This window comes from Sulfitobacter sp. 1A13368 (assembly GCF_043557275.1).
GTDB lineage: Bacteria > Pseudomonadota > Alphaproteobacteria > Rhodobacterales > Rhodobacteraceae > Sulfitobacter > Sulfitobacter faviae.
In genome coordinates this window covers 97,825-109,826 of the sequence record NZ_JBIFFR010000008.1, presented here as the reverse complement: position 1 = coordinate 109,826, position 12,002 = coordinate 97,825, and the positions used below count along the sequence as shown (strand labels likewise).

The following is a 12,002-nucleotide window of genomic DNA, read 5'->3' as shown; positions in this document are numbered from 1 at the left end:
CGATGAGGCTGAGAGGGCAGGGGGCTACATCTGACCCGGCAGGAACAGCACCAGCGCGGGGAAGACGAGCAGCAGGATCAGCCGCAGGATATCGACGAGCCAGAACGGGGTGACGCCGCGAAAGATCGTGCCGGTGGAAACATCGCCGACCACGCCTTTGAGGACAAAGACGTTGAGGCCGACGGGCGGGGTGATCAGGCTGATCTCGGTCACGACGACGACGATGATGCCGAACCACACCGGATCGAAGCCAAGGCTCGTGACCAGCGGGAAGAAGATCGGCACCGTCAGCAGCAGCATCGACATGCTCTCGAAAATGCAGCCGAGCGCGATGTAGATCAGAAGGATCAGACCCATCACCACCCAAGGGCCAAGGTCGAGCGCGGTGACGGTGGCCAGCAGCCCTTCGGGCAGCCCCGCGAGGTTCACGAAGTTGGAGAAGATCCACGCCCCGATCAGCACCGAGAAGAGCGAGGCGGAGGTGAGCGTGGTCTCCTCCAGCACCTCACGCAGGCCGCGCCAGCTCAGCCCGCCGCGCGCCCAAGCGATGAGGAAGGCCCCCGCCGCCCCCATGCCCGCGGCCTCGGTCGGGGAGAAGGCGAGGTGGATCGGCCAGAAGTCCAAGACCCCATAGAGCCCGCCGATGACCAGCGCAAAAAGCGCCAGCACCGACCAGACGTGATTGAGCGCGCGCAGCCGCTCGCCCCAAGTCGCACGGGGGCCGGCGGGGCCGGCCTCGGGGTTCATGGCAACGGAAAAGCGCACCGCGCAGAGATAGAGCAGGATGCCAAGCGCCCCCGGCACGATGCCCGCGATGAACAGCGCGCCGATGGAGGTCTCGGTCAGCAAGCCATAGATCACGAGGATTACCGACGGCGGGATCAGGATGCCGAGCGTGCCCCCGGCGGCGATGGAGGCGGTCGAGAGGCTGTCGGAATAGCCGTATTTGCGCATCTCCGGCATGGCGACCTTGGACATCGTGGCGGCGGTGGCAAGCGATGAGCCGCAGATCGCCGCGAAGCCCCCGCAAGCGACGATGGTGGCCATCGCCAGACCGCCCCGGAAGTGGCCCAAAAAGGCGTTAGAGACTTGGTAAAGCTCGCGGCTGATCCCGCCTTTGTTGACGAAAAGCCCCATCAGGATGAAGAGCGGGATCACCGACAGCCCGTAGTCTTGGCTGGTGTCGATGATCAGCCGCGACACCATGGAGATCGACGCGCGGTAGCTGGTCTCATAGACCAGCCCGATCATCCCGACGAGGCCCATGGCAAAGGCAATCGGCAAGCGCAGCAAGACGAGGACGAAAACGGCGGCAAAGCCGATGGCAGAGGCGATCATGTGGCAGGGTCCAGAAGTTGCGGCGCAAAGAGTCGCAGAAGCCCGCGCAGGATCAGCACAACGGCGGTGAGATAGGTCATCACCGCGATGAACATGCCGATGTAGAAAGTCGGGATTTCAAGATATTCGGTCACGTCGCCATAGCTCAGCGCGCGGTAGGCGAGGTCGACGACCCGCCCTGCCGGAAACCACAGCATCACCCCGCACCCCAGCGTCACCAGCCCGTCGCGCCAGCGTTGCAGCCCCCAGTTTTCAAAGGGGCGGTCCAAAAGATCGGCGGCGATATGCCCCTCGCGGCCCGACAGGACCGGCAAGGCAGAGAAAACGATCAGCGCGATGCCGATGCGGATCAGCTCGGTCGCAGCTTCGATGGGCGCGTTGAAGACCGACCGCATGATGACATCGGCAAAGGTCAGCACCATCAGCGCGAATAGCGCGAGTGAGGCCATCGTCATCGGCAGGGCCGAGAGGGCGGTGGTTAGGCGGATTAAACTGCGCATGGCGGTTCCCTAGCTGGGGGCCGACCGCCTGTGCGCCCGGCCCCTTTGGCGGTGGGGGTTATTGGTTGGCGTTCGCCATTTCCTCACGCATCATCTCATAGGCGGCCTGCCCATCGACACCGGCCTCGTCGAGCTCTGCGATTACCTTGTCGCGCACCTTGGCGGCCATCTCGGCAAAGCGGGCCTGATCCTCTTCGGAGGCGGTGACGATCTTGTTGTCGCCCGCGGCCTCGGTCGCCTCACGCGCGTCGACGTCGCTCTGGTCCCAAACGGCACCCATCATGCGGCTCGCCGTCTCGCCAAAGACTTCGCTGTCGAGCTTTTGCTGCACGTCTTCGGGCAGGCTGTCGAAGGTCTCTTGGCTCATGATGACCGAGAAGGAACCGCGGTAGAACCCGCCGGGCATCTCATAGACGTTCTTGGCCACTTCGTTCAGCTTGAAGCTGATCCGCTCGCCCATGTTCATCGCCACCGCATCGGCGGCGCCGGAATCGAGCGTCTCGTAGACCTTGGGCGCGGGCACCTGAATGCCGACAAGACCAAGCTCCGCCCCCACATCCGCCGAGACACCACCGCCGAGGCGGGTTTTCAGCCCTTGCAGATCGTCGAGGTTGTTCACCTCTTTGTTGGAGTGGATTTGCCCGGGGCCGTGGGTTGTGAGCGCGATCACCTTCACGCCGCGGTGCTCGTCCAATTCAGACAGCATCGCCTCATGCACGCGCCAATGGGCGACCGATGCGGCCTCGGCGTTGCCTTCGTAGCCGGGGATTTCGACCAGTTTCGTCCCGACGAAACGACCGGGCGTGTAGCCGTGGAACAGAATGGCGATATCGGCGGCCCCGTCCAGCAGCAGGTCCATCTGCGCGGGCGGCGGGGCAAGGCCGTTTTTCAGTTCGGTTTCGATCAACCCGTCGCTCGCCTCGGCCATCATGTCGGTCAACTGGGTGAACATGCCGGTGTTGACCGGGTGGCTTGGCGGCAGCCATGTGGAAATGGTCAGCGTCTCGGCGGCGAAAGCGCCGGTCGCGGTGCAGAGCGCAAGCGCACTCGTCGTGAGAAACTTGGTGAATTTGGTCATTTTGGGCTCCTCCCCATACCGTTCGATATGCCTTGGCGGGGTTCTCCCAAACCCGTATCGCCAAGTATATGCTTTTTCATGTATTCACATTTACAGCACGATTGGAACCATTTTTTGCGCCCGGGGCAAGGGCGCTGATCAGCCGCGAAGATCGCCCGTGTCATCCAAAGCGGCGAGGAGCGATTTCAGCGCGGGCTTCAACTGTGCCCCCTCATTGCCCTTCAGCATTTCCATCAAGGCCGCCTCATGGCGGCGCGCTTGCGGCACCAGTTCGGCGGCAAGCGCGCGGCCCGCGTCGGTCAGATACACCCGCACGCGGCGGCCATCGGCAGGGTCGCTGCGGCGAAGCAGCAGGCCGCGTTCTTCCATCTGGGCGATGATCCGCGTGAGGCGGGATTGTTCGGCCAGCGCCCGGCGCGCGAGTTGCGTGATCATCGCGCCATCGGTGTCCGACAGGCAGGCCAACACGCGCCATTCCGGCACCCGCAGCCCCGCTTTGCGCACCTGCGCGTGGAACTGCGCGCTTGCCACATCGCTGGCCGCCGCCAAGAGATACAGCAGGTAATCCGAGACGAATCCCCCCTCCTGTCCCGTCTCCTTTTGGGCGGTTGCATCGGTCTTTTGCTGCGTCACACCAGTTAACCCTTTGATGGAAAGAGGGCTCCTTGCGCCTCGGCCTCTCTAAATGGCGGGCAAATTCGCGCTTGGCAAGAAAACCCTTGACCGAAACTATATGAAAAATCATATTGTTTGGCAGGGGAGGACATCACATGTCGAAGATCAACGCCATTGTGCGCAGGGTCACAGCGCTGACCGACCGCATCAGCGAATTCGAGATTGAAGCCGCCGACAGCAGCCCGTTGCCGAACTGGGATGCCGGGGCGCATGTGCTTTTCGATCTGCCCGATGGCGACAGCCGCGCCTATTCCCTGATAACCTTCGATCCGATCCCCAAGGCCCCCGAAAGCTACCGCATCGCCGTTCAGCGTGAGCCCGAGGGCAAGGGCGGCTCGACCCATATGCACGGGCTGAAACCGGGGGCCGAAATCACCTGCGCCGCGCCGAAGAACGATTTCCCCCTGTCCCCGGACGCGCCCGCCGTGCTGCTGGCGGGGGGGATTGGCATCACGCCGATGATCTCGATGGCGGCGACGCTCAAGGCCGCGGGGCAGGACTTCACCTTTCACTATACGGGCCGCAGCGCGCCCGTCATGGCCTATCGCGATGCCCTGCGCGACAATTTCGGCGATGCGCTGCATCTGCATTGCGATGATGACGCCACGGCGCTGGACCTCGGCGCGGTGATCGACAGCCTCGGGGTCCAAGCGCATCTCTATGTCTGTGGGCCTAAAGGGTTGATCGACGCGACCAAGGCAAAGGCCGAGGCCGCGGGCATCGCCGCCGAGCGCATCCATTTCGAACTCTTCGACGCGCCACAGGAGCAAGAGGGCGACAGTGCCTTCGAGGTAGAAGTCGCCTCAAGCGGGGAGGTTTTCACCATCCCCCCCGGCCAGTCGATCATCGACGTGCTGGAGGCGGGCGGTGTCGATGTCATGTACGACTGCCAGCGCGGCGACTGCGGCATCTGCCAATGCGATGTGCTCAGCGGCACGCCAGATCACCGCGACGTTGTCCTGTCCGAGGCCGAGCGCGCGGCAGGCAATGTCATGCAAATCTGCGTCAGCCGCGCGAAATCTCCGCGCCTTGTGCTCGACATCTGAGGGAGGAACTCATGGGACGTTACGACAGCCCGGCGGCCTTGGCCGCCCTCGTGCAGCCACATCAGGTACACCGCGATATCTACACCGACCCAGAGGTGTTCCAGCAGGAGATGAAGCATCTCTTCGCCAATGCTTGGGTCTTTGTCGGCCATGAAAGCCAGACCCCGAATAAGGGCGATTATTTCAGCACCCACATCGGCACCCAACCCGTCATTCAGGTGCGCCATTCGACGGGCGAGATCTATGTGCTGCTGAACCGCTGCCCCCATAAGGGCACTAAGATCGTGATCGACCGGCAGGGCAATACCGGCAAGTTCTTCCGCTGTCCCTATCACGCATGGAGCTTCAAGACCGATGGCTGCCTCTTGGCGATCCCGCTCAAGAAGGGCTACCAGAACACCGGGCTGGAAGAGACCGACAGCGGCAAGGGGATGCGCAGCGTCGGGGATGTGAAGAACTACCGTGGTTTCATCTTTGCGCGGCTGGCCGACGAGGGGATGAGCTTCGAAGAGTTCTTTGGCGAAAGCCTGTCCTCGCTCGACAATATGGTTGACCGCTCCCCCGCCGGACGGCTCGAAGTGGTCGGCCCGCCGCTGCGCTACATGCATCATTGCAACTGGAAGATGCTGGTCGAAAACCAGACCGACACCTGTCACCCGATGGTGGCGCATGAAAGCTCTGCCGGGACAGCGGTGAAGCTCTACGAAGAGCTGGGCCTGCCCGAGGACGCGCCCAAACCCCCCGCGATGGAGATCATCGCCCCCTTCATGTCGCCTTACGATTTCTTCGAAGGCATGGGCATCCGCACATGGCCCAACGGGCACGGGCACACAGGCGTAAACCACTCTATCCACTCGGATTATTCCGCCATCCCCGGTTATTTCGAAGCGCTCTGCGACAGCTACGGAGAGGAGAAGGCCAAGGCGATCCTCGATGAGAACCGCCACAACACGGTCTATTTCCCCAACATCATGATCAAGGGGCCGATCCAGCAATTGCGGGTCTTCATCCCCATCGCCGCCGACCGGACCGTGGTGGAAAGCTACATCTACCGCCTTGTCGACGCGCCCGATGAGCTGACCGCCCGCACCGCGATGTACAACCGCATGATCAACGCGCCCACCTCCATCGTCGGCCATGACGATCTGGAAATGTACGAACGCGCGCAGGAAGGGCTGATGGTTGACCGGCTGGAATGGGTGAACATCCAGCGCCTGATCGAAGAGGATGAAGACTTCGAGGTCGAAGCGGTCGAGAACGGCACCACCGAACGCCAGATGCGCAACCAATTCCACGCATGGGTCAAGTTCATGACCATGGGCCAAAAGACGGAGGCGGCGGAATGAGTGTGACGCGCGAAAGCCTGATCGACTTCATCTATGACGAAGTGCGCATGTTGGATGAGGGGCGCTATACCGAATGGCTCGACCTCTGGCTGCCGGATGGGCACTATTGGATGCCGTTGGACTATCAACAGCAAGACCCGATCAACGAGACCTCGTTGATGTATGAAGATATGTTCATGCTCAAGCTGCGCGTCGAACGTCTGAACGGCGCGCGCACCTTCAGCCAAAAGCCCAAGAGCCGCTGCCACCATGTGATCCAACGGCCTTTCGTGGATGAGATGGACGCGGAGGCCGGGCGTTTCGTCACGACCACCTTCATGCACTACGTCGAGACGCGGCTGGACGAGCAACAGTTGCTCGCCGTCACCGCGCGGCATGAGCTGGCGCTGGTCGAGGGGCGTCTGCGCATTGCTAACAAACGGGTCGATATCGTGAATTGCGACGCGGCTTTCCGCAACATCCAGTTGCTGCCATGATCGGGGCAGAGACTGAGACGGTCTACGCGGCCTTTGAAGACACCGCCGCGCGGCACCCCGAACGGGGTTTCCTGAATGTCCTGCCGGAAACGGCGGACATCTACGGCATCGCGGCGGGGGAGGTGAGTTATGCCGAAGCCGCGCGCGAGGTTGCCGCCCTGCGCAAGCGCATTTCGGCGGCGGGCTATCTGCCCGGGCAGCGCGTGATGCTGCTGATGGAGAACCGCCCGGCCTTCTTCCTCTGGTGGCTGGCGCTGAATGGACTGGGCCTGTCGGTCGTGCCGGTGAACCCCGATCTGCGTGCGGCAGAGCTGAGCTATATGATCGACCATGCCGAACCGGTCTTGGCCGTGGCGATCCCTGCGCGCGGCGAGGACTTGCGCGCGGCGGGACGGCAAGTCGGGCGCGACATGTCGGTAATCGCACCGGAGGATCCCTTGCCCGCCCCCGCGACGCGTGAGACCATCGCGGCACGGCAAGGGGGGGCGGAGGAGGCTGAGGCGGCACTGCTCTACACCTCGGGCACCACCGGTCAGCCCAAAGGCTGCATTCTGACCAACACCTATTTCCTAGATGCCGGACGCTGGTACGCCGACACCGGCGGGCTTTGCGCCCTCTCGCAAGACGGCGAGCGCATGATCACGCCCCTGCCGATCTTCCACATGAACGCGATGGCCTATTCCTTCATGGCGATGATCGCAGTGGGCGGCTGCCTGACCGCGCTTGACCGCTTCCACCCCCGCAGTTGGTGGTCCTCGGTCCGGGCCTCGGAGGCGACCTGTCTGCACTACCTCGGCGTGATGCCGTCGATGCTCATGGGGGCCGAGGCAAGCGAAGCTGACCGCGACCATGCCGTGCGCTTTGGCTTCGGCGCGGGGGTGGACCCGAAATTGCACGCCGCCTTCGAGGCGCGTTTCGGTTTTCCATTGGTTGAGGCTTGGGCCATGACCGAAACCGGCGCGGGCGCGGTGATCTGCGCCAACCGCGAACCGCGCCGCGTGGGCGAAAGCTGCCTCGGCGCGCCCGAAGGGGGGCTGGAGGTCCGGCTGCTCAACGATGCCGGGGAAGAGGCCGATCAGGGCGAATTGCTGGTGCGCCGCGCCGGTGCCGACCCGCGGCGTGGGTTCTTTGCGGGCTACTTCAAAAATACCGAAGCCACGGATGAGGCTTGGGCGGGCGGTTGGTTCCACACCGGCGACATCGTGCGCCGCGCGCCGGATGGGGCGATGTATTTCGTCGACCGCAAGAAAAACGTGATCCGCCGCTCGGGCGAGAACATCGCGGCGGTCGAGGTGGAATCGACCCTGATGCGCCACCCCGCCGTGGCCAGCGCCGCCGTGGCCGCCGTGCCTGACGCGGTGCGCGGGGATGAGGTTTTCGCCTGTATCGTGCCGAAGGACGCCGGTGCCGACCCTGCCGTCTTGGCCCGTGAAATCACCGAATGGTGCCTGACCCAACTTGCCTATTACAAAGCCCCCGGCTTCATCGCCTTTGTCGAGGCGCTGCCGCTGACGGCGACGCAGAAACTCCAACGCGGGGTGCTGAAAATGCTGGCCGCCGACCTGCTGGACGATCCCGCCACGCAAGACCTGCGCGGGCTAAAGAAACGGACGGCAGCATGAGACGCAGGGGCTATGACGGCGTCGTCATCGCGGTGCCCACCTCGGTGCCCTATGCGCGCTACAGCAATGAGACCGCCCATTGGTGGATCGCCCGCGCGCTGCGCGCGATGCTGGGCAAGGCTGGGATCGCGCCGGGCGAACTGGACGGGTTCTCGGTCTCCAGCTTCTCGCTCGCGCCGGACACGCCGGTCGGGTTGACCCAGCATTTGGGGCTCAGCCCGCGGTGGCTCGATACCGTGCCGACGGGCGGGGCCAGCGGGGTCATCGCGCTGCGCCGCGCTGCGCGGGCGGTGCAGGCGGGCGATGTGGATGTGGTGGCCTGCGTGGCGGGGGACGCGAACCGGATCGACAGCTTTCGCAGCCTGCTCAGCGGCTTTTCGCGCTTTTCGATGGATGCGACCTTTCCCTATGGTTTCGGCGGCCCGAACGCGAGTTTCGCCCTGCTGATGGACCGCTACATGCAGGAATTCGGCGCCACGCGAGAGGACTTTGGCAAAATCGCCGTGGCGCAACGCGCCAATGCGCTCTGCTATCCCGATGCGCTGATGAAAACCCCGCTGACGCTTGACCAATACCTGAATGCGCGCATGATCTCGGACCCCATCGCGCTATTCGACTGCGTGATGCCCTGCGCCGGGGCCGAGGCGTTTTTGGTCATGCGCGAGGATGAAGCCCTGCGGCGCGACCTGCCCTTCGCGCGGATCAGCGGCACCATCGAGCGACACAACGCCTACCCCGAAGATCCGATGCAACTGCGCGGCGGCTGGGGCGTGGATATCGGTGAGCTCTACGAGATGGCGGGCCATGGGCCTGAGGGGATCGATCTGCTGCAAACCTATGACGACTACCCGGTGATCTCGATGATGCAGTTCGAAGACCTCGGGTTCTGCGCCAAGGGGGAGGGGGCCGCCTTTACCCGGCGGCGGGATCTGACGATCCACGGCGATTTCCCCCACAACACCTCGGGCGGGCAGTTGTCGGTCGGCCAAGCCGGGGCCGCGGGCGGCTATCTGGGGCTGGTCGAGGCGATCCGGCAGGTGACGGGGAAGGCCGAGGCCACACAGGTTGCCAACGCCCGGCGGGCCTTGGTCTCGGGCTTTGGTATGATCAACTATGACCGGGGCGTCTGTTCTGCCGCGGCGATCATCGAAGGGGGCGCGCCATGACCGACCCATTGACCCCGCCCCGAAAGAAGAACCCGCAAAAGCGCAGCAGGGTGCCGACGCTGCCGCCCGCGCAGCGGTCGCGAGCGGCCCTCGGCCTTGCCATCGCCGCCGGGCGTGGCACCTTCGCCTTGCAACACTGCGCCGATTGTGGGGCGGTGCAATACCCCCCGCGCGATGCCTGCTGCAAATGCCTGTCCGTCGCGCTGGACTGGCGCGAGACGGACCGCGCGGGCGAAGCCTTGGCCGAAACCACGATCCGCGTCTCGCCCGACCCGTATTTTCGTGAGCGGTTGCCGTGGCGCATCGGCACGGTGCAACTGGCCGCAGGGCCGGTGGCCGTGTGCCATCTGCATGGCGAGGTCGAGCGCGGTGATGCCGTGCGGCTGGCGTTGAAACTGGACCGGGCCGGGCAGGGGGTCATGGTGGCCCTGCCGCGAGAGGGAAGCGAATTGATGCAAGACGATCCGATGCTCCGCGAAATGTCGAGCGATCCGAAACATCGGCGGGTGTTGATCACCGATGCCCGCTCGCCCTTGGCCCTGCCGCTGGCCCAAGCGCTCCTGAGCGCAGGTGCGGCGAAGATATTCCTGGGGGAGCCGGAACATTGGCGCCGATGGGAAGGCCGCGCGGCCTTCGAGGGGATGGAGAGCGTCAGCCTCATGCCGCTCGATGTCACCGATGGGGCCTCCGTCTCGCGCCTCGCGGCTGAGATCGGTGGCAAGGTCGACATCCTGATCAACACCGCCCAATTCATCCGCCCCGGCGGGGTGCTCGGCAGTGACACTGTCTTTGCCCGCGAGGGGATGGAGACCAATGTGCTGGGCCTGATGCGATTGGCGCAGGGCTTTGGCCCCGCGATGGCCGCGCGCACGGCGGATGGGGCTAATGCCGCGGTGGCTTGGATCAATCTCCTCTCGGTCGGGGCCTTGGCCCCAGAGGCGGGGTTCGGTGGTTTCGATGCCTCACAAGCGGCGGCGCGGTCGCTCAGCCAGACGATGCGGGCGGAGTTTGCCCGGGCAGGGCTGCGGGTGATGAATGTCTACACCGGCCCCGTCGATGACGAATGGCGCCAACCCCTGCCGCCGCCCAAAGTCTCCCCCCGCGCACTGGCGCGGACCGTGGTGAGCGGGCTGGTCGACGGGTTGGAAGAGGTCGCATGCGGTGACGTGGCCAAGGACGCGCTGGCCCGCTGGCTGGACGATCCGGCCTTGATGGAACGCGAAACGCGAGGGGGCGGCGCATGAGCGATGCAATCATGACACTGGCCGAAGCACTGGCAAGCGGTGCCGCAAAGGTCGTCGATCTGACCCATCGGCTCGACCCGGACTTCCCGGTCATCGTCCTGCCGCCAGAGTTCGGCCAATGTGCGCGGTTTCGGATGGAGGAAGTCTCAGCCTATGATCAACGCGGCCCGGCGTGGAAGTGGCATAACCTCACGCTGAACGAACACACCGGCACCCATTTCGACGCGCCCATTCACTGGGTCTCGGGCAAGGACGTGGCCCATGGCGCGGTGGATGAAATCCCGCCCGAAGCCTTCATCGGCCCGGTCGTGGTGATCGACTGCTCGGCGGGGGCGGCGCAGAACGACGACTTCGAACTGACGCCCGAGATCATCCGCGATTGGGAGGCCCAGCACGGGCCGATCCCCGCCGACGTTTGGGTGTTGATGCGCACCGATTGGTCGAAACGCAGCGGCGCGGATTACCTCAACATGCGCGAGGATGGCGCCCATTCGCCCGGCCCCACTCCCGCCGCCATCGAACTGCTGCTAGAGCGTGGCATTCGCGGCTTTGGCACGGAAACGGTCGGCACTGACGCGGGGCAGGGGATGCATTACGACCCGCCCTTCCCCGCGCATTACCTGCTGCATGGGGCGGGGAAATACGGGCTGCAATGCCTGTGCAACCTCGACCAACTGCCGCCCACCGGGGCCATGCTGATCGCACCGCCGCTTAAGATCAAAGGCGGCACCGGCAGCCCCTTGCGGGTGCTGGCACTGATACCGGGAGAGAGGCCATGACCGAGTACACCGCCGTCATCACCGGGGGCAGCAAGGGTATTGGCGCCGATCTCGCGCAGCGGTTGCTGGGGCGAGGCTATCGCGTGATCTCGATCGCGCGGGGCAAGCCGGAGTGGGAGGCGGAGGGCTGCGAGCATATCGAAACCGACCTGCTCGACCCCGCCTCCGTCGCCGCCGTTGCCGCTGACATCGCCGCGCGCCATGAGGTGACCCATCTGGTGCATAACGCGGGGCTGATCTGGCCCAATCTGGTTGAAGAGGCCAAGCCCGAAGACATCACCGGCCTTGCGCAACTGCACCTCGGCTCGGCCCTGACGCTGCTGCAAGCCTTCTTGCCCGCGATGAAAAAACGCGGCTTTGGCCGAGTGATGTTCAACGCCTCCCGCGCGGCCCTAGGCGCGCCAACGCGCACCGCCTATTCGGCCTCGAAAGCCGGGATGATCGGCATGGCGCGCACATGGGCGCTGGAGCTTGCGCCGTATGGGATCACCGTCAACGTCGTGGCCCCCGGCCCGGTGCAAACGGATAATTTCTGGGGCATCATCCCGAAAGAAAGCGAACGCGAAGCAGAGTTGGCCAAGCGCATCCCCGTGGGGCGGTTAGGACAGGTGGAGGACGTGACCAACGCCTTCCTCTTCTTCTGCGACCCGGCCAGTAGTTTCGTCACTGGCCAGACGCTTTTCGTCTGCGGCGGGTCGAGCATCGGGACGCTGACGCTCTGACCCCTCGGGC

The 12,002-nt window shown here is 64.5% G+C and carries 12 protein-coding genes; 8 read left to right on the top strand and 4 right to left on the bottom strand.

What is annotated here, in order from left to right:
- Positions 1 to 24 precede the first annotated feature (24 nt).
- The 4 genes from ACGYK4_RS15590 to ACGYK4_RS15575 form a co-directional block, all read right to left on the bottom strand.
- Complete coding sequence (locus ACGYK4_RS15590; RefSeq protein WP_067266538.1) at positions 25 to 1,338, bottom strand: TRAP transporter large permease; 1,314 nt, start codon at positions 1,336 to 1,338, stop codon at positions 25 to 27.
- A complete protein-coding gene (locus ACGYK4_RS15585; RefSeq protein ID WP_067266537.1) occupies positions 1,335 to 1,838 on the bottom strand; it encodes a TRAP transporter small permease in 504 nt (167 codons plus the stop codon). The genes ACGYK4_RS15590 and ACGYK4_RS15585 overlap by 4 nt, the downstream gene beginning before the upstream one ends.
- Positions 1,839 to 1,896: 58 nt before the next feature.
- Entirely contained in the window at positions 1,897 to 2,916 is a 1,020-nt protein-coding gene (locus tag ACGYK4_RS15580; RefSeq protein ID WP_394457292.1) for a TRAP transporter substrate-binding protein, read from the bottom strand.
- Positions 2,917 to 3,054: 138 nt separating this feature from the next.
- Positions 3,055 to 3,549, bottom strand: a complete 495-nt coding sequence (locus ACGYK4_RS15575) for a MarR family winged helix-turn-helix transcriptional regulator (RefSeq protein ID WP_067266533.1) — start codon at positions 3,547 to 3,549, stop codon at positions 3,055 to 3,057.
- 137 nt (positions 3,550 to 3,686) lie between these two features.
- Here ACGYK4_RS15575 and ACGYK4_RS15570 point away from each other — a divergent pair, with 137 nt between their 5' ends.
- From ACGYK4_RS15570 to ACGYK4_RS15535, 8 genes are read left to right on the top strand one after another with little or no spacing between them, the layout of a single operon-like run.
- Complete coding sequence (locus tag ACGYK4_RS15570; RefSeq protein WP_394457291.1) at positions 3,687 to 4,637, top strand: PDR/VanB family oxidoreductase; 951 nt, start codon at positions 3,687 to 3,689, stop codon at positions 4,635 to 4,637.
- 11 nt (positions 4,638 to 4,648) lie between these two features.
- Positions 4,649 to 5,983: a Rieske 2Fe-2S domain-containing protein gene (locus ACGYK4_RS15565; protein ID WP_394457290.1), complete on the top strand. Its 1,335-nt coding sequence runs from the start codon at positions 4,649 to 4,651 to the stop codon at positions 5,981 to 5,983.
- Positions 5,980 to 6,459, top strand: coding sequence for an aromatic-ring-hydroxylating dioxygenase subunit beta (locus ACGYK4_RS15560; RefSeq protein WP_394457289.1), 480 nt, complete (start codon positions 5,980 to 5,982; stop codon positions 6,457 to 6,459). The genes ACGYK4_RS15565 and ACGYK4_RS15560 overlap by 4 nt, the downstream gene beginning before the upstream one ends.
- Entirely contained in the window at positions 6,456 to 8,081 is a 1,626-nt protein-coding gene (locus ACGYK4_RS15555) for an AMP-binding protein (protein WP_394457288.1), read from the top strand. Before ACGYK4_RS15560 ends, ACGYK4_RS15555 begins: the two co-directional genes overlap by 4 nt.
- Positions 8,078 to 9,247, top strand: coding sequence for a thiolase family protein (locus tag ACGYK4_RS15550; RefSeq protein WP_394431201.1), 1,170 nt, complete (start codon positions 8,078 to 8,080; stop codon positions 9,245 to 9,247). The genes ACGYK4_RS15555 and ACGYK4_RS15550 overlap by 4 nt, the downstream gene beginning before the upstream one ends.
- Positions 9,244 to 10,491 carry an SDR family NAD(P)-dependent oxidoreductase gene (locus ACGYK4_RS15545; RefSeq protein ID WP_394431203.1) on the top strand — a complete coding sequence of 416 codons (1,248 nt, stop codon included), beginning with the start codon at positions 9,244 to 9,246 and terminating at the stop codon, positions 10,489 to 10,491. The genes ACGYK4_RS15550 and ACGYK4_RS15545 overlap by 4 nt, the downstream gene beginning before the upstream one ends.
- On the top strand, positions 10,488 to 11,270 hold the full coding sequence (locus ACGYK4_RS15540) for a cyclase family protein (protein ID WP_394431205.1): 783 nt from the start codon (positions 10,488 to 10,490) through the stop codon (positions 11,268 to 11,270). Before ACGYK4_RS15545 ends, ACGYK4_RS15540 begins: the two co-directional genes overlap by 4 nt.
- Positions 11,267 to 11,992, top strand: coding sequence for an SDR family NAD(P)-dependent oxidoreductase (locus tag ACGYK4_RS15535; RefSeq protein WP_394431207.1), 726 nt, complete (start codon positions 11,267 to 11,269; stop codon positions 11,990 to 11,992). Before ACGYK4_RS15540 ends, ACGYK4_RS15535 begins: the two co-directional genes overlap by 4 nt.
- Positions 11,993 to 12,002 lie beyond the last annotated feature (10 nt).